Source organism: Streptomyces sp. NPDC051963 (genome assembly GCF_044593495.1).
In the GTDB taxonomy this organism is placed as follows: Bacteria; Actinomycetota; Actinomycetes; order Streptomycetales; family Streptomycetaceae; genus Streptomyces.
The window spans coordinates 479,826-497,674 of sequence record NZ_JBIUCC010000009.1 but is presented as its reverse complement, the minus strand read 5'-3'; the positions used below and the strand labels follow the sequence as shown (position 1 = coordinate 497,674).

Here is a 17,849-nt window from a genome sequence, read left to right as displayed (position 1 = left end):
ATGGCCTGGGGTTTCTCGGCGTGATGTGTGCTGACCAGGGAGAACACCTCTCCGTAGTTCTCACCGATCCACGCCGTTTCCCAGGCTCATGTGCCCTGGATGTGCCCTCGGGACTGCCCCCTCACCAGAGTGCGCCTTGCTCCGCCGCCGAGCAAAGGGTCTTCGCGTCGTCGAGTTGCGCGTGAACACTCCCTGCTTGCGGAGGAGCGCCTTCGTATGATCGTCGCGTTCCCCTTCGATAGCCGGTCGCCCGCGTGGTACGTACGCTTGGCTGGGCCGTCGGTCAGCCTGATCGGGGGACCGTGGTTCAGTCCAGCTTGATGGAGCGGATGCTGCCGTCGGCGATCTCCTTGTTCGCTTAGGCCGACCCCAGGAACGTGCGATACATCAACTGCTGAGGGATGCTCGACCACACGAAAGCGTTGCCAACCCCGAACGACGACAGCCATACCAACCAGGAAATCCCCTTGGCTTCCGGATCCTGTGGTTGTGTCTCAGCGTCGGTGGCGCTGTTCCGTAATGTCGGCCTCATTCAGCCAATAGGCGATGTTGTTCCTGATGGTGGGGACGACGGGATGAGCAGGGTCTACGAGGCGTCGTGTGTCGGTGAGCATCCGGGTGAGGACACGGACGGCTTCCCTGGGGTGGCCAGCGCGTCCGCGCCACATGGCGAGCTTGTCTAGTACCGACAATGTGGCTACGTGATCAGGGCCGAGGTGGCGTTCGATGTGGGTCAGCAGGGCCTGGTAGGTGTCGCTTGCCGTCTGTGCGTCGCCCGTTGCGGCCTGCCAGTGGCCAAGGTCGTCGAAGGCCGCCAGGGTTCGGAGGTGTCCGGGGCCCAGGACGCGTTCCTGATCGGGGAAGAGCTCTTGCAGTGCGGAGATGGCTGCCTGGGGTGCTCCTGCAAAGCCACGCATCATGGCGAGGCTGTGACGGGTGCTGAGAGTGCCTGAGTCTTCAGGCGCGAGATGGTGTCGCTGGTCGCGGAGGACTTGCTCCAGCGCTTGTACAGCCTTATGGGGCTTTCCCGCCCAGCCCAGGCACAGGGCGTGGCTGTGTCGGGAGGCGAGTGTGTCTGGGTGGTGAGGGCCGAGTACTCGGGTTCTGTCGGCGATGACGGCGGCGAGGTCTTCGGCCGCGGCGGTCGGATCGATTCTTGCCTGCAAATGGGCGAAGTTGTGGCGGGATGCGAGCAGTTCAGGATGGTCTGTGCCCAGGACTTCACCCATGTCGGAGATCAGCCCCTGATATCCGTCGGTGGCTTTGTCTGTCTCGCCCGCTTCTCCCTGCCAGCGGGCAAGGCTCTGCCGGGTGGTAAAGGTGCGCAGGTGTCGAGGCCCGAGCGCTCGTGTCTGGTCGGGTAGCAGCGCTTCTAGCAAGCTCACGGCCTCGGCGGGGTTGCCCGCCTCACCCTGCCACCGGGCCAAGTTGTGGCGTGCGGTCAGGGTGCCGTCGGCGTCGGTACCGAACTCCTCTTCCATGACTGGAATCAGCTCGCGGTAGGCGGCAACAGCCCCTGCTGCGTCACCCGCGACGCCCTTCCAGTAAGCAAGGTTGTGGAGAGTGGCGAGTATCGCGCCACGGTCCGCTTCGTTGCGCCGCCGGACAGCGAGAATCTTTGTGAGGGTGGCTACGGTGCCATGTGTGTCGCCCGTCTCACCCCGCACGACTGCAAGGTTGTGACGAGTCACGAGTGTCTCGGGGGCCTCGTCGCCGAACAACCGGACGTGGTCCGCCTCAAGACTCTCCAGGGTCTCGACTGCTCCGGCATGATCCCCGGCTCGGCTTTGCCAGCTGGACAGCTCGCCGCGGGCGACAAGCGTGCGCGGGTGGTCGGCTCCAAGGTGCCGGTGAGCGAGGGAGCAGAGCGCGTCGAAATGGGCGCGTGCCCAGGAGATGTCGCCGGATTCACCTGTACTCGTGCCCAGCCGGAACAGGAGGGTGTATGCGGTGTCGTCCTGCCACAGGGGGTGGCCCTCACCGTCCTCATCATGGGTGGCCAGCGAGCGGGCGCTGGCCCGCAGCCGCTGTGCGTAGTCCTGGTCGTGGGCGGTGTCGGGCCAGATTTCAAGTAGGGCGCGGGCAGCCGCCGGCAGGACGGTGTTCCTGCGCTGTGCCCGGATGTCTGGCGATAAACCAGGAGGTCGCTGCTCGCGCACGGCACGTTGGATGAGTTGGTGCACGCGGACCAGCCATGCGTCATCACAGCCCTCGCCCGGGGTGTGATCGATGAGGTGAAGTCGGTCCAGCGTCGCCAGGGTGTGCTCGGCCTCGAACTCGTCGACGGGTCGGTCTGTTCTGCTGCGCTCGGTCAGCCAATCGAGGGCGGCGTCGCTGGTGAACAGAGGGGAGGGAATGCCGGTAGTCCCGTCGAGGACGGCGGCCAGTTCGAGCATGGGCCGGGCCAGCATGCCGGTGTGCTGGTCGGCCTGGTCGACGGAGATGTCCCACAGCGCTGCCAGTGAGCTTGTCGCAACACTGCCGCGCACGGCAGGGATCAGTCGTTCGAGGGTGAGCCGACGGTCCGCGAGCAGGTGTCGGTAACGGGTGATGCTGCACGAGGTGTTGTAGTCGAGGTATGCGGCTGCCCGCGACAGCGCCAGTGGGAGATGGCCGAGATCATTGGCGAGTCCCGCCAGCTCCGCGTCCGTACTGGGGTCGGCGGGTTCGGCCCGTTGCAGTGTGTTGCGCAGATGGGTGAAGGACTCCTTGGGAGTGAAGACGCCAACAGACAGGAACGGATGACCACTTGCTATGACGAGATCTCTCTCGCGGCTGCGCGTGGTGATGATGACGCTGCCGCGACCGGCGGTGCGCCGAGGCGCCCACAGTCCCTCCAGCGCGCCGGGGGAGTGCACGTCGTCGAGAACGATGAGCCAACTGCGATCGGTTACACGGAGCCAGTTGAGGAATTGCTCAGCGGCATAAGTGGTGTTCTCGCCGCTGTCCACCAGCTCAAGATCGCGGGCTGCCTGGGCATAGGCACCGGTTACGGCAGGCGTAGTGTTCGCCGTCACCCACATCAGCACGTCCACTCCACCGTCTGCCCCCTCGGTGACACGACGGCAGTAGTCGGCGGCCAGGCAGGATTTGCCGACCCCTCCGGTTCCTGTGATGACGCGCCCTCTAACGGCTGTGTCAGCTGCGTCCTCGCCGTCGCTGTCCTCAGGGCCGTCCAGAGCGTGTGCCAGGGCATCACGATGTTCCCGCTCGACGAGTACATCGGCTGTGTCCGGGACCAGACCTACGCGCAGGAGCCCTGCGTTGCGGGGTTTATCGCGATACTCCTTCTGAGCGCGGGTCGCGGGCGCTGCACCGTTGAGGCGAGCTGGGGTCCTGCTTTGCTCGGCCGCTCGGCGTAGGTTCTCCCACCGAGCGCGAGACCGTGGCCCCGGCTTCGAACCGGCGCGGCTTTCGAGAAGTTCGGTCAGGAAGACGAAAGGGCGTCCGGCCCGCGGAACACTTTGAGCGCTGAACCACGCGCTGAGAGTGCTCTTGGTTAGGGCGACGGGCGGAGACTGCCGCATGCCCTGCTGGATGATCTGACCGAACGAGAGCCCGGATGCTCGCCGGCTTGCCCTCAGTTCATCGGCCAGGCGCGATGCTGCCGCCGGGATGTCCACCATGCCAATTCCCCGTTCGCTCCGAACCTTCTACGAACCCTATTCCGTACCTGTCTGACCACCACATACCTGCAGTTCGGCGGAAGTTGCTTCTCGCCGAACCCCGATCCGAACAGGTCAGGTGGCGTGTGACCGGTCGCTTGGTTGGTCGAGTCCATGGATGGGACAGGCAATGCGCATTCTCTGGCGTAAGGCGCGGTACGTGTGGCACACGCCCAGGCTGCGGCGGCGGATGGCCGTGCTCGTTGTGCGGTGGATGGCCGGTGTCGCGCTAAGGACATTGGCGGGCCTTTTGTGAGGGTGGTGGACCAGCCAGTGACAGACCTCGGGGCTGGGTTGGTCGTCGCCATCAGAGACGGTGCAGGTGGGGTCTGATCCAGCCGCAGCCCCGATGTCCGCCGAATCGCTGCGATGAAAGTCGCTGACAGCGCCGAACTCAGCCTTGGTTTCGGCGCCGTCTACGCCAGCCACGAAGAAGCGACACCACCTTGGGGACGAAGGATCCGTACTGGATGCTTACACCCATTGAGGTCGGGATTCTCTACCTCGCCCCGCGTCCTCGTCGTCCACCGCACCCGCACTGCCTACGACACCGAAGGCCCAGCCGACGTGGGCCACGAGGAGAGGGCGCCACCCAATCAGATAGCAGCCTCACTGCGGCACGGTCACTGTCATAAGTTTGCCGTCCCCAAGGTGGAGCCAGCCTCGGCCAGGAGTGACGGGGCTGCCGATAACGGAGTCTCCGGTCCTGATGCCGATCCAATCGCCGGCGTGCCGCACCTGAGGAGACAGCAGGAGACCGCGGTGGGCTCTCTTCACTTTGCCCAGCCAGGCATAGCTCGGCTCGAGCTTGTCTTCATCGCCGGCTAGGATCAGCGCCGTCCCCTCATCGAAGCCGTGCTCTAACAGGTTCCGCAGCACACGCTGGGCCTGGCACTCGCCCAAGACCTCTGCGTCGTCCATCACGACAACGACCGGCTCTTCAGCGGACGCCACTGACAGGGCCTCCGCGAGTTCGTCGTGCCCGATGTTGTCTTGATCGAAGCAAGCCACTACGCCATCCTGATCAGCCAACTCCCGTAGAGGCGACGGCTTGGGCGTGGCTAAGGCGAGCCGAGTGCCAGATGCGAGCAAAGAGCGTGCGATGTTCATCAGTGCCGTGGAGCGGCCTGACTTTTCCGGCCCGGCTACAACGAACGCGGGAGCTGTACCGGAGGCCAGATCAGGGCCGTATGCAGCCAGGTCATCACCCCCGACACCAGCAAGTGCCCACAACCTCGGTGCTGCAGGGTCGCGCATGGTCCACGCTTCATCGAAGCTGATGCTGGACGGCAAAGAGGCAGAGCGTTTCTGTACCTCCAACGCGTCATGGGCCGCGTCCCACAGGCCGAGCAACAGGACGTGATCTTCTTGCGTCAGGCTCGCCACGTGGGAGAAGGCGACAAGTGCCTCTCGCTCGGGCAGCTCATCGTGGGTGTACCAGCGGATCCACGCATCCGACGAGATCCCCGTCTGCTCCTCCATGGCAGTGAAGGACCACTTGCGCTTCCGTCTGTGTTCGTCGAGGCGGCGATGCAGCGTGACCAACTCCAGCCGCGCCGGTGAGTGGCCCACCTCGAACTCTCTGCTCTTCACTCCGTAGAACGTCGCGTTTGCTGGCCGTTGCTCCTCCGCGGCATCAGCCATCCTGACGAAGCCTTCACTACGGCGCACTACGCCTAGGAATACCCGCAACGCGTCCTTGTCGTACCACAGGGCTTGCGCCGCGTTGAGGACCAGTCCCTTTAAGGACTCATGCGCGTAGTTGAACTGCGGAGAGTCTTGGCCGGCGCTGGTCGGCGTCTCCGTGCTGGCTGGTGGCTCTTCAGCTGTCCGCTTGCTTGCGCCCTCGGCGCCCTGCTTCGGCAAGTCCTCGGACGGAACAGGCGCGTCGTTCACGTCATCATCTCCGGCAGACGCTGTGGTACCTGCCGGAGGGTGTACTGAAGCATGGGCGACGGTTTCCCTGACGACCTGCTTCCATAGGCCCTTGAAACGATCAACTTCGCCGTCTACGTCGCCGTGTTGAGCGGCTTCGGCCAGGACACGGACGATTACCTCAAGGCGGCCCCACGGCGGCAGGTCTGGCTTCTGGAACGTGTCTAACGCTGCCTGGTGATTCACGATCCAGTAGTCCTGCGCGTCCTTCCCGACGCTCTCGCGAATAGTCCGTGCTGATGGGAGCCCCGCGTCCAGCCTCAGGTCGTGGAGCTCGTCGTTCAGCTTCTTCAGATCAGGCTGGTCAGCCAGATCGGGCCTCTTCCACGGCTGAGCGGCCATTAGCTCTCCTCCTCCTGGTGCTTCTGAGTCAGACCCTGTAAATTAGGCGTGTTGATGCCTGAGTCCACGGCCGTCAGGATCCGTCACGCCTGTCATTCGGCGGCTGTTTTTGGTCGATGCTGTCAGCGATCGTCTTGAGCCGTCAGAGCCGTCCGGGAAGCGCTCACGCTGGATGCATAACCCAGCCGGTGCCACACGGAAGGCAGATCCTCATGGAACAGATCAGCGTGCGCCTCGTAGTCCTCCTGCTGGTCGGAGTCCTCGTCACCGTCCTGACCTTGCATGCGCCGGAATTCGGGGCGTCCTTGGTGGCCGCCACTGCGATGGTGGCGTTGCTCGCCCAACTCATGGGCTCTGAATGACTATGGGCGAATGGAGATTCTTGGAGATACGTGTCACCAGATCTCCCAGGTATCCGCGTCTACAGCCAGGAGGGAGAGTGTGGGAGCGGGCAACCCTTTGCATCACCGCCCTTTTGCGAGGCGGTGCAGGATGTCCCAGCCCTTGCGTGTGATTCGGGGGTCGTTGTCTAGGGATGGAGGTCGGCCCAGTAGATGCTCCCGGTTGAGCCTGGCTACCGCCTGGGAGGTCTTGGGGCCGTAATGATCACTCTCGGCTACGAGTTGGTCGAGATATCCGGCCCGCTTCAGTAGCTTCTGCAGTTGCTCGACGTCAGCATGGACGCGGCCCGGTGCAAGGCGCCGAGGGAAAGGCGGAACCATGAAGCGCCTGCGATCGGACTGCAGGGGAATGCTCAACTCCTGTCCAGCGTAGATCGTGTACGGGGCCCGGAGGTCATTCTCTTCGAGGATGCCTGCTTGGCGTACGCCGTAGCGTCGTGCAATGTCATTGACGGTTTCGTCAGGTTTGACCCGATACATCACGTGCGTGTGCTGCGATGGTTGGTATGCGAACCGTTGTCGTGGCCACCACGGCCACCAGGGTTCCGCAGGCTTGGCCTGGTCGCGCGCAGTGCGCAGGGCTTCGGTGAAGCCTCTCGCGCTGGAGGCACGTTCCTCCAGATACCGAGCGCAACCGGTCTGTGAACGTTCCTCCAGCGCGATGACGAGCTGCGCCTGCGCAGCCATACCCCAGTCAGCGGCAACCGCCCTTAGTACCTTGTTGGACAGTGAGTTGCCCTCTGCTTTCTCCAGACTGTCGACCATCGTGGCCACCTGGTGGACGGGGCGCTCGGCGATGCTGAGCAATAGTTCTGACTTGTGTGGAAGCAATCGCTCAAGCGCCACGGCGAGCCGGGCGAGGTCGCTGGGTGGGCGCGTCTGCCACAGTCCGGACAGCTCGGCGTCGCTGAGAAATCGTGATCCTGCCTGGTCCAAGTGGCGGAGCATCTCGGCTGCGTGACCTATGGGCCGGTGAAGGCTGAGCCGGAAGATCCGGTCTGCCGGTCCGTCCTGGCCAGCGGCGTCCAGCTTAGTTACCAGGTAGGCCGCCTGACTGGGCGAACACGCTCGGGCCGCATCGTCCAGAAGCGCTTCCATGGCCTGATCGGCGATCAGTTCGGTGAGGTGCGAGGTGATCGAGGCGAACTCCTCGACCGTCCGCTCCCGCGCGGTGTCCACGGCAGCCTCTAGGGCGTGTTGATGCTGGCCGACCGCCAGAAGATGCGCGACGAACTGGGAGATGTCCTCTGCAGGCCATTGCCGCACCGCCAGGAGTCGGGCCGTGGCGGCGGCGTCCGCCAGTTGGTTCGCTTGCAAGGCTGCGACTAGCTCGGCCAGGTACTGAGGTCCGCGTTGGCTCATGCAGACTGCGAAGATCTGCCGTGCTTCGTGTTCGTACCCTTCTCGCACCAGATCGGAGATCATCTCGGCGGCGTCGATCGCAGTACGTCTCTCTGCGACGACCTGGGAGAGGAGGTTCGAGGTATCCGGTATGGCGTCCGTGAGTAGAGGCAGGAACAAGGCCGTGACGTCGGAGGCCGTACGGCGCTCAGCGACGGCCCGAGCCACCTCGGAGAATGAACAGGCCAGCTCGCCGTGAGCCAGCTGCTGCATCAACTCGACTGCCTCTGTCACATCCCTGGTCAGTGCGAATCCTGTGAGTAGCGCGAGTGCGTGTTCGGCGAGGCCCATCTGGCGCAGAGCCGCAGCCAGCTGAACGGCTTGCTGTGTCGGCTGCAATCGAACTGAGAGCTGCAACACACTGACAAGGCACTCGTCCGCTTTCATCGCTTGGAGCAGGTCCAACAGATGCGCCGTCTCCTCCACGGGTCGGGTCAGCAGCAGAGTCGGCAGTGCTGCCTCGGCTGGGGCGCGATGGCCGGCGTCGAAGAGGGCGGCCAAGAATGGGGCGAGTTCGGCGACCGCTCGTACCTGCAGAGCCGTACGGACGAGATCGCCCGCGGTGGCCGAGCGTTGATGGCTCAGCAGACCCACCCACGTCACCAACTGGGAGACCGTCGCGGTACGCGGCGTTGACTCCAGGACGTGCAGCATGTCGTGCTGGGCGTCCGCCGAGGGCGCGGCTGGCACATAGGCGCGGTTGCGGATGAAAGGGGTGGCGCCCAGGCCGTTGCGGTCCAGGTCCAGAGGCGTGGGCCGACTCCGGGCCTTCAATCGTCCCCGTACATGGCGGAAGATGACATTGAGGTCGAGTAGCTCACCCGCGCCCGGAACGCCCCCGCTCAAGGTCTCGATGAGTTCCGCGGTGAAGGCCGTGAAGGTCTCCCCGGGCGGAGAGAGCGCTACGGCGGTTTCTCTCGCGGCTGCCATCACATAGGTGCCGTCCACCTCTGCAAGGTCGATGACGGACTCGGACTGCACACCGAACGCCCGCGCGCCGTAGCAACAGTCAAGGATTACGACACGGCGGGCTGCCCCGGTGGACTCGATGGGGCGCCTGATCCAGTCGTAGGGGACAGCCGTGTCGTAGACGGAGGCGTTGTCGCTCTGTGGGAGGGCCAGGTGTAGATCCCCCCTGTCGTCGAGGAGCCCGTGCCCCGCGTAGTAGACCAGCAGTGTGTCGGTCGCTTCGCGTGCCGCCTTCTGCACGGCCTGCGAGACCTCGACGGTGGTGGCCGGGTCGACCAAGGCGGCACAATTCTCTGTTTGGAACGGCGCGTTGGGCCCACATAGCAGCGCCCTTAGCGCGGGCACATTGGCCTGCACGGCGGGCAGATCATCCAGATGGGAGTAGCTGCTGGCACCGATGAGCACGACCCGTGAACGTTCAGGGTAGGGAAGGCGGTCCACAGCTCGGCCGCGTCTACTCAAGCCCGAGCTGTTCGAGAAGGACGCGTGCCTCCGCCAACGAGCCGGTATTGATCTCGACGGTTGTTCCGTCAGGTCGGCGAACCGTCAGGATGGGCTGACGCGGTCGCGTGGTGCGCCAGCTGATGAGGCTCATTGCCAAGGAAGCAGCGTTGAAGGTCGAACCGAGCACAAGCGACAGGACGTCGATCACCGGCCCTTGCGCTCCCGGTACCGGCGAGTCCAATGCCTCTAACTTCGAGACCGTCAGGCTCCTCGTCTGCCGGTCCGATTGGAGCCAACTGTGCAGCGACCTCAACTCGGCTTCCTTCGCACGTTCATCCGCGCCTTCAACACTGACCTGGACCCGCACGATGCCTCCCCTTATGCCCGGGTGCTCACGCTCCACAGACGTCCAAGCCGACTCCACGGTTCCCGCAGGCTGGGCTTCGGCGTATTCGCCGTGGTCCCTAGGGCGAGCTACAGCAGCGGCCGTCGGACCTTGCATAGCGCGGAGCCAGCAGCGGCCTTGCACCTTGTCCCATGCAGACGCGTTAGACCTGCTCGGGGTGGGGAGCATCGGAGAAACAGTCGACGCCCCGTGTCCTCCACGGCAGGTGCAAGGCCCCTGTGACTCGCGCAGCGAATGGGAGGGGTGAGGTGGTGACCTGGGGATTCTAGGATGCACATGGGTTGAACTGCGGAAACGGCTCTCGACAGTTCTCACTGGTCGACGCCGTTTCCCAGGCTCATGTGCCCTCGGGGCAAGTGCGTTACTCGTGACTACCAGTCCGGTAGGCGTGTCCGTGTGCGCACGACACCGTACGGGAGTTCCTCCTCGGACACCGACGTCTGGCGCCGCGGATTTCGCCGTATCGGTCGGCTGTACTGACTACCCGAGAATGAATCTCGGATCCGGTCCATGATGGGGCGCGGTGCGAACGTTCCTCCCTCATCGATGGCTCGTCGGCGCCGCGTCCACAGCCTCAACGCCCAGCTGGCTAGGCCGAGTACGAGCAGGCAGGCTCCGGCCAGGTAGATCCACGTCGAGGCTGACGGGACCTGAGGAAGTGGGGCGTGTGGGCTGCCCCCTGGGGGCTGCATCGTCCTGAGGAAGCGGCTCCCTGCGAGAGAGAACACCATGATGCCCGCCACGAGCAGAGCGGTCAGGTGGATCCGGAGCGCTGCCACCGCGCGAACGACATGGGTGGCGACCGTCCCCGGCTTCTTCTTCATGGCCTCGGCCGTCTCGGCGTGCGTGTACTCCAACGCCTTGGTCGCCCACACGGCAGTCCGCTGTTGACGAGGCAGGTCGTACAAGGCTTTGTACACGGCCACACGATTCGCGACCAGGTCACTGAAATCCGCGACGTGCATGTCCGCCGATCGCGCCTGCCCGACGAGTATGGCGGTCAGGGCCGCTCGCCGTCGGTTCTGCCGGCTTGAGGCCCGTACATCGCTGCGGATTACGGCGTAGAGGTAGGCACGGGGCTCGCGGATCTGTTCAGGAGTGCGCAGAGCCTTGGCGAATGCGGTCTGCACCACATCCTCGGCGGACAGCACGGACTCCGGAAGCCGCTCCTCGGCCAGCAGGCGGCGAGCAAACCCTTCCATTTTCCCACGGTGATCTCGGTACAGAGCTCCCAGGGTTCCGTCCGATACGTCGTCGGGTTGCTCAGCCACGGCTCTTCCCCCGCTTCCGGACCTGCTCTCCGCTGCTGCCATCGTCCCCTCGCCCGCGCCGGGCCTGAATCAGAGCCGCTCGGGCCTGCGTCCGATTGCGGTAGGACACGCTGTCCACCCACCCCTTCAGGCTCGGAGCCAGGACGACGACGATGGACAGCAACGCACCCGCGATCTCCACGGAGCTCCTCCTCAAAGTCAGTGGCCATCCCACCCTGCGGTCCAGGGCCGAGGCCGTATATGTCTGAAGAGGCGTGGCAGGCCCATTCTCATGACACGACCGGAGATTTTTTCTGCGTTGCATTCTGGGAGGGCGCATTCTCACGAGGCGGAGTGAAATCCGTTGCGGCAGTGTGGCCTGTTATGTCATGTGATGAGGGCGGTTGGATGCGCACTACGGCGCGCAAGTTGGGGTGCAGCGAGCTGGAACCGGACCGGTTGCCGGAGGTGTGGGAGGTCGGCATTGCCTTCGATGCTGGCGGACAGGTGATCGTCGCAGAGCGCCGACTGCTGTCGGAGGAGGAGCTGGAGGTCCGGGAGCGGGATGCGGCGGCGAATCTGGAGGCCGCCGGGATTCCACTGTTTTAGGAATTATCCCTCGGTGGAACTGGGACCTGCGGATACGTCGGCCACAGCGTGCCTGGTCTGGGAAGACGCCTCTCCGGAGTTCTCGTGTGTTACCGGCGTTTCTCACCCCCCTGTGTGTTGAACCCGTTCACGGGGCGTCTGCACAGCAGAGCCACCGGTGATCGGGATGGAATCGCGCACCGTTCGTGCGAATGCCTCTCGTGGACTGTGACTTTGGCCGACGATGGGATCGCAGGCGCCAAGCAGGACAGTTGGAACGGGGACAGGGGGACCTTGTGCGCGTTGATCTGCGTATGGAACACGGTGCGGGTGAGCTGCGCTCCCTCCACGCATGGCTACGGAGTGACGCCGTTACGCGCCGATCGGTCACTCTGGAACTGCAGGAAGGATCACTCCAGCCAGGGCACATGGGCTCTGCTGCCGAAGTGATCCAGCTGGTGACCGAGAACGGGTGGAGCGCGGCCTCATTCGTGATGGCCGTCGTGGCATGGAAACGGACGCGACCGCAGACCCCACAGATCACGATCAGCCGTGACGACACCACGGTCTCGCTCACGAACTGCAGCGACGAGGAAGTGGAGCGCGTGATCCGGATCCTCAGCGAGGGGCAGAGCGGGGAGGGACAGGGCGAGTGAGCGTGCTGCCTGACCCAGGAGCATCACGAGCCGTCCTGATCGGCTCCAGCCAATTCGATCACCTGGAACAGCTTCCGGCTGTCGCCAACAACCTCACAGCACTTGCAGAAGCCCTGTCTCTTCCTACCTCCTGGGGGCTGGCACCGCAGAACTGTGTGGTTGTGTCGAACCCGGCATCCAACGATGAAGTGATGGCGGAGCTCCGATCCGCTGTAGAGCAGGCCCACGACACGTTGCTCGTGTACTACGCCGGACACGGGTTGATCGACCTGCAGAACGCCTTGCAACTCGCGTTGCCCAAGTCCCGTCAGGGGTGGGTGGGTTCGGCGCTACCCTACGACTGGTTGCGCCAGGCCGTTCTGGCAGGTCCCGCAGACCGACATGTGCTCGTGTTGGACTGCTGCTTTGGCGGCCTGGCCTTGGGGACGATGGCTGGCACACCGGGACTGGCGGATCAAGCATCCGTCGAAGGAAGCTACCTCTTGGCGGCAGCGTCGGAGACGAGCTACGCCCTTGCTCCGCCCGGTGAGACGTATACGGCCTTCACCGGAGAGCTTCTGGAAGTTCTTCGCCTAGGCATACCTGGTGGGCCGGAGTTGCTGGAGCTCGATGCCGTCTACCGGCATCTGCGACTCTCGCTCGGCGCGAAGGCGCGTCCCATGCCACAAGCTCGCAACAGGAATACCAGTGCCCGACTAGCACTTGGACGGAACCGAGCCTTCCTGCCGGGACTCCCTATCGGCGCCTCGGTTGGCTCGGACTCGGTCCGTCGAGCTTGGCCTGCGCCAGACGGTGTCCGTACTGCCGAAGGGTTCACTGCCAGGCTCCGGGAGGTTCGCGAAACCTCTGGCTTGACTCAGAAGGCGGTCAGCCAACGGTCGGGTGGGCGGATCTCGGAGGGCAGCGTCAGGACACTGCTCAATCGCGAGACCCTGCCCAGGACATGGACGGCTGTACCGGCCTTCTTGTCCGCTTGTGGTGTGCCGGACGAACAGGTGAAGCAATGGCATGCGGCCTGGACGAGACTTCGGGCAGAGCAGCCAAGTGCCATGGGCGCTGTGCAACCGTCAGATGGCCAGGTTACGGAGCCTGCTACAACGAGAGGAGCCGCCTGGCGGAGGCTGACCGGCCGCATCGGGCGCTCAAAGCCGCGTTAGCCTCGGCGCCTAGGGGGCCTGCGATACCTGGGCAGTTTGGCTTGTCTGCTGGGGTGTTGTACTGGGCTTGTCCGAGTCGCTTCCGAAGACCGTGTTCCAGAGGGCGATGGCCACGATCGCCAGAGTCACGATGACCCAAGTCGACGGCTTCTTCGCCCGCCCCGAGACCACTGTCGGCCTGACGTACGTGGCTGCCCGGTAATGCCCCTTACGGATCTGCGCCACCGCTAACCCTCCCCCAAGGTCAACATGGACGAGCTGCTCGTCCTGCGGAGCAGTGTGACAGCGCGTCGGGGCGGCTGAAGGCGACTTGGGACCTTTCGGCTGGATTCCATCCACTGGAGGCGGTCTCCATCGTGGTTGGGCCGCGCATAAAACGTCTGCGGCGGTCGACGGGTCAGTCGAGAAGCCGGATTTCGATGGCCAGAGTGCCGAGGGCTTCCTTATCCGGTGGGTAGATGGCCCGGATGTTGGCGAGCTGCTCGTCGCGGGTGGCCGTGGGGTTGACGTTCGAGGGGCCTTCGCCGTCGAGCAGGGTGCCGAAGTCGGGGTACTCAGTCACGCGCCTGACCTCGACCTCGCAGGTCTCGTCCGTGCCCTTGATGCGGAACCGGATGACGTCACCGGCCGCCAGGTCGGCGAGGTGTGGGTATTTGACCCGTACCTCGATGGTCTTGGTGCCGGCGGCGACGAGGCCGAAGTACTGGCGGTAGAGGTTGAGTTCGCGGACGTGCGGGGTGGTGTTGCTCATGGGGAGTGAAGGCTCCTGGGGGCTGGTGCGGTGATCAGGCGGCCGATCTCGGCTGCGGAGTACGAGCGGAAGAAGTGCCGGGGGTCGGACAGCAGCGTTTCGGCGGTAGCCAGCAGTTGATCGGCATATTCGGAGCCGGTGCCAGGCCATCGTCGGGTGTCGAGCATCCAGTCGTCGGCGCCCTCGGGCAAGGGGACGTGGCCCTCGCGGATGAGGGACTTGGAGAGTTTCGCGCCGGTGTCGGTGACGATCTGCGGGCAGAACAGGCGGGCGGGGAGTTGGGCGCGGGTCAGACCGACGGCGTGTAGGGCTTCGTCGACGAGGAGGGAGCCGAAGACCCAGTCGCCGCCCTTGACCATGACGTGCAGGGTTCCACCCGCCCCCGTGCTGGTGTGGGCGAGTTCCTTGACGAGGTTGCGGTAGAGGGTGGCCAAGTCGAGATAGGCGCCAGCGGTGAGCGTGATGGTGACCTGGTAGGGGCCGTGGTGGAGGCAGACGGCAGCGACGGTGGCCGTTTCTCGGTCGGTGAGATGTACCCGCGTGCGCTCCGCGTGTTTCTCGGACCAGCCGCAGCCGGGGTGCGGACAGGGGATGCGCACGTGTGGGGTGCCGGTGGAGGGGGCGAGCCACCAGCGGGCGGCGTCGAGCCGGGGCAGTAGCCGCAGCCAAGTGCGGCGGAAGTGTTCGTCGGCTTGCTGGTGGGTGTAGGTCTCGACGCGGTGTGGGATGCCCAGGCGCCGGGAGAGAGCCGTGAACAGGGGTTGGTACAGGGCGGCGACGAGGTCGGTCAGAGCCTGGTCGCCGAGGGCCTGGGCGTAGGCGCGTTGGTAGCGGTGGCCGCTGGCCGGGTCTGTAGCCAGTTCGTACGGAGCGTTGTCGAGGGCGCTGAAGAGCACCTCGGTGGGGATGCCGAAGCGGTCACGCAGGCGGGCCGCCATGGCGAAGGCGAGCGACTGTGCGAGCGAGGTGCCGATGTGCGGGGCGCCGTTGATCTGGGTGCCGACGACGAGCACGATCCGCTCGGGCGGAGCGGCCAGGATGCGTGGCGTCAGGACGTCCTCGGCGCGGAGAAGGGCGTTGGCGAGGACGGTGTTCGGTGAGACGAGGTGGGGCGTCATGGATGTCCCCTTGTGGTCAGGTCGGAGGAAAGTAGGTGTTGCCCGGTCTGACGAAGCGTCCCTGGCACTAGAGACCGGCGTCAGTGCGCGCTTCTTCTTGGGCACAGGCGACGTACGGGTGTTGGAGCGCGGTGCGGAGGGCTTCTGAGTCGGTGAGGGTGTCGTCGTCCGGTAGCTCGCACCAGCCGCCGAACCAGTCGTCGAGCCGCTCCACGCCGGGCGCGACGAGCCAGGAGTTGGTGGAGAGATGCCGTACCGGCAGGCCGTCCCAGCAGTCGGCGGTGCCGGCTGCGATGGCGTAGTAGAGGCGCTCGTTGGGCCCGTCGTAGAGCACCGGGCCGATCGACGCACCGGCGCCGCGAAGGTGGGCCAGGGCCAGGAGGCCGGTCTCGGCAGAGGTGCGCACGAGGTCCCAGCCGTTGCCGACCTTCAGCAGACGCAGTCCGGGAACGTCGCTGACCATGGGCGCGCTGCGCAGCGCGTCGCGCACGGACATCATGTGTCCCCCTGCGGCTGGAGGTTGGGGCTCGTGCTGCGGGAAGGTGCGGACTCCGTGATCGGCTTGAGGGAGCGGACCACGATCAGACGGGTGCCCGTTGCTGTTATCTGTCGCTTCCGTTCGTTGCCGATGCTCCTGGGGCCGAGGTGGCTGAGGGCGGGGACCACGGCGCCGTAGGTGTCGGGTAGTTCGAGGGTGTCGACCAGCCCGATGAAGGCGGGGGAGCGGATGGCCACCGTGGCGTCGCGGTCGGTGAAGACGCCGCAGAGGGCCAGTTCGTGTCGGCGGCAGTAGTCGGTGAGGCAGTCGACGAGCGCCGCATGGCGGACCAGGCCGCCGGTGACGTGTCGTAGGTAGCCGAAGACCTGCGGGAAGGCGACGCGTCGGCGTTCCGTGATGAGTTCGTCGTCCATGTCCACAGCGTCGGTCGGCGTGAACGGCCTTGAAATGACCTGCTGTTGTACTTCCGTTGCACTTCCCGCCCCACGTCGTCACCGAGAGTGCTTCCATACGTGACGGAGGGAGGTAATCCGTGGTCAGCGTGCGGCAGTGGACGGGCCGGGAAGCGAGCGTTCTGCGCGCTGCTCTGCGAATGAGCATGCGGGCTTTCGCCGAGCACCTGGGTGTCGCGCTGCGTACGGTGGCGAAGTGGGAGAGCCTGGGAGCCGAAACCCAGCCCCGGCCTGATACCCAGGCGATCCTCGACACCGCGCTCGCTCGTGCCGACGCTGCTGCCCATGCCCGGTTCGAGGCGGTGCTGTTCCCGGAGCGGAAGAGCGTGCGGCCGGCGGACTACGAGACCTGGACCGAGGACATCGAGCGCGCCGTAGTCTGCGTCAGCCGCCAGGACTTCCCCTTCGCCGCGACCTTGTTGAACCGCTGGCTGGCGAGCCGTGACGCGCACGGCCTGGATGACAAGGGCCTTTATCTGTACGGGCGTTCGCTTGTCCTGCTCGGTGATGTACAACGAGATCAGGGCGCGATCCTCGGCCCGCTGTCTGCCCGACAGTCCTACCTGACCGCGCGCGACATGTTCTCCGAGCTCGCGATCCCGCGCCGGGTCGCCCAGATCGAGCTGTCCCTCGCCGTCGTGCAGGAGATGTCAGGTCAGCTCGAAGCCTCCGCTCGATGGTACGAGCAACTCGCCGCCGACCAGCGGCTCAGCCGACGGGACCGAGCCCGGGCCCGGTTGTGGATCGGCACGGCTCTGAGCAAGGAGGGCAACAACGAGTACGCCACCAACGTCATGGCTGCTGCCACCCGCGAGTTCGAGGAACTCGGTGAGCCGGAGGACTGGTCCGTGGCACACCAGAAGCTCGCCCTGGCCCACCGCGGCGCCGGCGACCTGAAACAGGCCCTGCACTACATCGACATCGCGCGCACCACCGGCACGGTTGACTCCCCGATGCAGCGAGTGCGGTTGGACACCGCGTACGGGCACATCCTTCTGTCGGATGCGGCGACCCGGAATGATGGGCTGTCCGTCCTCGACCAGGCGGCACAGGTGGCCCAGCAGTTCGGGCTGAGCCATCAGTTGCGCAGCATCGAGGGCATCCGAAAGGGCCAGCAGGGATGAGTCAGGGAGTGCCAGTGCCGGAGCACCAGCAGCGTCAGATCACCGACGAGCAGTTCCACGATGCGACGTTGATCTGGAACTACCACCAGATGGGACATGAGGAGCGCCCCTGCTCGGCGGCGATCGGCCTGGGCAGCCACGACCTGGGCGTGGCCACCACAGCCGCCGACCTCTACCGCGCCGGCCTCTTCCCCGTCGTCGTGTTCAGCGGCGGAAACAGCCCCACCACCCGCGCCCGCTTCCCGCGCGGCGAGGCCGTCCACTACCGCGAGCACGCGCTGAGCCTGGGCGTGCCGGACGAGGCGATCATGGTCGAGTCGAAGGCGGCGAACACCGGCCAGAACATCACCTTCTCCCGGGAGTTGCTGGCGGAGGCGGGCGTGGAGGTGGAGTCGTTGCTGCTGATCTCCAAGCCGTACATGGAACGCCGCTCGTACGCGACCTGCCGCAAGCTGTGGCCCGAGGCCGAGGTGGTCTGCGCCTCCGAGCCGCTGGAGTTGGACGACTACATCAAGTCCATCGGCGACGAAAAGCTCGTCGTCGACATGCTCGTCGGGGACCTGCAACGGGTGATCGAGTACCCGAAGCTCGGCTTCGCCGTCGAGCAGAACGTACCGGGGGATGTGCATGACGCTTACGAGCGCCTCCTGGGCGCCGGCTTCGACAGCCGACTCATCAACAGCTGACACAC

The 17,849-nt window shown here is 65.2% G+C and carries 16 protein-coding genes; 7 read left to right on the top strand and 9 right to left on the bottom strand.

What is annotated here, in order from left to right:
* Positions 1 to 494: 494 nt before the first annotated feature.
* A complete protein-coding gene (locus ACIHFB_RS36715) occupies positions 495 to 3,626 on the bottom strand; it encodes a tetratricopeptide repeat protein (RefSeq protein WP_400129160.1) in 3,132 nt (1,043 codons plus the stop codon).
* Between the two features lie 648 nt (positions 3,627 to 4,274).
* A complete protein-coding gene (locus tag ACIHFB_RS36710) occupies positions 4,275 to 5,942 on the bottom strand; it encodes a hypothetical protein (RefSeq protein WP_400129159.1) in 1,668 nt (555 codons plus the stop codon).
* A 212-nt stretch (positions 5,943 to 6,154) separates the two neighbouring features.
* Between ACIHFB_RS36710 and ACIHFB_RS36705 the strand changes: the two genes are divergently transcribed.
* Positions 6,155 to 6,304, top strand: a complete 150-nt coding sequence (locus tag ACIHFB_RS36705) for a hypothetical protein (RefSeq protein WP_400129158.1) — start codon at positions 6,155 to 6,157, stop codon at positions 6,302 to 6,304.
* Positions 6,305 to 6,406: 102 nt separating this feature from the next.
* Here the strand turns inward: ACIHFB_RS36705 and ACIHFB_RS36700 are convergent, their stop codons facing one another.
* The 3 genes from ACIHFB_RS36700 to ACIHFB_RS36690 form a co-directional block, all read right to left on the bottom strand.
* On the bottom strand, positions 6,407 to 9,118 hold the full coding sequence (locus tag ACIHFB_RS36700) for a caspase family protein (RefSeq protein WP_400129157.1): 2,712 nt from the start codon (positions 9,116 to 9,118) through the stop codon (positions 6,407 to 6,409).
* A 49-nt stretch (positions 9,119 to 9,167) separates the two neighbouring features.
* Positions 9,168 to 9,524, bottom strand: a complete 357-nt coding sequence (locus ACIHFB_RS36695; RefSeq protein ID WP_400129156.1) for a hypothetical protein — start codon at positions 9,522 to 9,524, stop codon at positions 9,168 to 9,170.
* A gap of 410 nt (positions 9,525 to 9,934) precedes the next feature.
* The gene (locus ACIHFB_RS36690) at positions 9,935 to 10,876 is read right to left on the bottom strand and encodes an RNA polymerase sigma factor (protein WP_400129155.1); all 942 of its coding nucleotides are present in this window, start codon (positions 10,874 to 10,876) and stop codon (positions 9,935 to 9,937) included.
* A gap of 345 nt (positions 10,877 to 11,221) precedes the next feature.
* Between ACIHFB_RS36690 and ACIHFB_RS36685 the strand changes: the two genes are divergently transcribed.
* The 4 genes from ACIHFB_RS36685 to ACIHFB_RS36670 all read left to right on the top strand — a co-directional run bounded on the left by ACIHFB_RS36685 (position 11,222) and on the right by ACIHFB_RS36670 (position 13,416).
* Entirely contained in the window at positions 11,222 to 11,422 is a 201-nt protein-coding gene (locus ACIHFB_RS36685) for a hypothetical protein (RefSeq protein WP_400129154.1), read from the top strand.
* A gap of 191 nt (positions 11,423 to 11,613) precedes the next feature.
* Positions 11,614 to 12,057, top strand: a complete 444-nt coding sequence (locus ACIHFB_RS36680) for a hypothetical protein (protein ID WP_400129153.1) — start codon at positions 11,614 to 11,616, stop codon at positions 12,055 to 12,057.
* Positions 12,054 to 13,214: a caspase family protein gene (locus ACIHFB_RS36675; RefSeq protein ID WP_400129152.1), complete on the top strand. Its 1,161-nt coding sequence runs from the start codon at positions 12,054 to 12,056 to the stop codon at positions 13,212 to 13,214. The genes ACIHFB_RS36680 and ACIHFB_RS36675 overlap by 4 nt, the downstream gene beginning before the upstream one ends.
* Before the next feature lie 67 nt (positions 13,215 to 13,281).
* Positions 13,282 to 13,416 carry a hypothetical protein gene (locus ACIHFB_RS36670; RefSeq protein WP_328830839.1) on the top strand — a complete coding sequence of 45 codons (135 nt, stop codon included), beginning with the start codon at positions 13,282 to 13,284 and terminating at the stop codon, positions 13,414 to 13,416.
* A gap of 195 nt (positions 13,417 to 13,611) precedes the next feature.
* Here the strand turns inward: ACIHFB_RS36670 and ACIHFB_RS36665 are convergent, their stop codons facing one another.
* From ACIHFB_RS36665 to ACIHFB_RS36650, 4 genes are all read right to left on the bottom strand, one after another.
* Positions 13,612 to 13,965, bottom strand: coding sequence for an ASCH domain-containing protein (locus ACIHFB_RS36665; protein ID WP_400129151.1), 354 nt, complete (start codon positions 13,963 to 13,965; stop codon positions 13,612 to 13,614).
* On the bottom strand, positions 13,962 to 15,083 hold the full coding sequence (locus tag ACIHFB_RS36660) for a hypothetical protein (RefSeq protein WP_400129150.1): 1,122 nt from the start codon (positions 15,081 to 15,083) through the stop codon (positions 13,962 to 13,964). Before ACIHFB_RS36660 ends, ACIHFB_RS36665 begins: the two co-directional genes overlap by 4 nt.
* A gap of 67 nt (positions 15,084 to 15,150) precedes the next feature.
* Positions 15,151 to 15,582 carry a hypothetical protein gene (locus ACIHFB_RS36655; RefSeq protein WP_400129149.1) on the bottom strand — a complete coding sequence of 144 codons (432 nt, stop codon included), beginning with the start codon at positions 15,580 to 15,582 and terminating at the stop codon, positions 15,151 to 15,153.
* Complete coding sequence (locus ACIHFB_RS36650; RefSeq protein ID WP_400129148.1) at positions 15,579 to 15,995, bottom strand: hypothetical protein; 417 nt, start codon at positions 15,993 to 15,995, stop codon at positions 15,579 to 15,581. Before ACIHFB_RS36650 ends, ACIHFB_RS36655 begins: the two co-directional genes overlap by 4 nt.
* Before the next feature lie 119 nt (positions 15,996 to 16,114).
* Here ACIHFB_RS36650 and ACIHFB_RS36645 point away from each other — a divergent pair, with 119 nt between their 5' ends.
* On the top strand, positions 16,115 to 17,158 hold the full coding sequence (locus ACIHFB_RS36645; RefSeq protein ID WP_400129147.1) for a helix-turn-helix domain-containing protein: 1,044 nt from the start codon (positions 16,115 to 16,117) through the stop codon (positions 17,156 to 17,158).
* Complete coding sequence (locus tag ACIHFB_RS36640) at positions 17,155 to 17,844, top strand: YdcF family protein (RefSeq protein WP_400129146.1); 690 nt, start codon at positions 17,155 to 17,157, stop codon at positions 17,842 to 17,844. The genes ACIHFB_RS36645 and ACIHFB_RS36640 overlap by 4 nt, the downstream gene beginning before the upstream one ends.
* Positions 17,845 to 17,849 lie beyond the last annotated feature (5 nt).

What these genes read in the sequence shown, in the direction of transcription:
- ACIHFB_RS36655 (WP_400129149.1), bottom strand. Translation starts at nt 15,582, where the DNA reads ATGATGTCCGTGCGCGACGCGCTGCGCAGCGCGCCCATGGTCAGCGAC.
- ACIHFB_RS36650 (WP_400129148.1), bottom strand. Translation starts at nt 15,995, where the DNA reads ATGGACGACGAACTCATCACGGAACGCCGACGCGTCGCCTTCCCGCAG.
- ACIHFB_RS36715 (WP_400129160.1), bottom strand. Translation starts at nt 3,626, where the DNA reads ATGGTGGACATCCCGGCGGCAGCATCGCGCCTGGCCGATGAACTGAGG.
- ACIHFB_RS36660 (WP_400129150.1), bottom strand. Translation starts at nt 15,083, where the DNA reads ATGACGCCCCACCTCGTCTCACCGAACACCGTCCTCGCCAACGCCCTT.
- ACIHFB_RS36690 (WP_400129155.1), bottom strand. Translation starts at nt 10,876, where the DNA reads ATGGCAGCAGCGGAGAGCAGGTCCGGAAGCGGGGGAAGAGCCGTGGCT.
- ACIHFB_RS36680 (WP_400129153.1), top strand. Translation starts at nt 11,614, where the DNA reads ATGCCTCTCGTGGACTGTGACTTTGGCCGACGATGGGATCGCAGGCGC.
- ACIHFB_RS36665 (WP_400129151.1), bottom strand. Translation starts at nt 13,965, where the DNA reads ATGAGCAACACCACCCCGCACGTCCGCGAACTCAACCTCTACCGCCAG.
- ACIHFB_RS36685 (WP_400129154.1), top strand. Translation starts at nt 11,222, where the DNA reads ATGCGCACTACGGCGCGCAAGTTGGGGTGCAGCGAGCTGGAACCGGAC.
- ACIHFB_RS36705 (WP_400129158.1), top strand. Translation starts at nt 6,155, where the DNA reads ATGGAACAGATCAGCGTGCGCCTCGTAGTCCTCCTGCTGGTCGGAGTC.
- ACIHFB_RS36710 (WP_400129159.1), bottom strand. Translation starts at nt 5,942, where the DNA reads ATGGCCGCTCAGCCGTGGAAGAGGCCCGATCTGGCTGACCAGCCTGAT.
- ACIHFB_RS36640 (WP_400129146.1), top strand. Translation starts at nt 17,155, where the DNA reads ATGAGTCAGGGAGTGCCAGTGCCGGAGCACCAGCAGCGTCAGATCACC.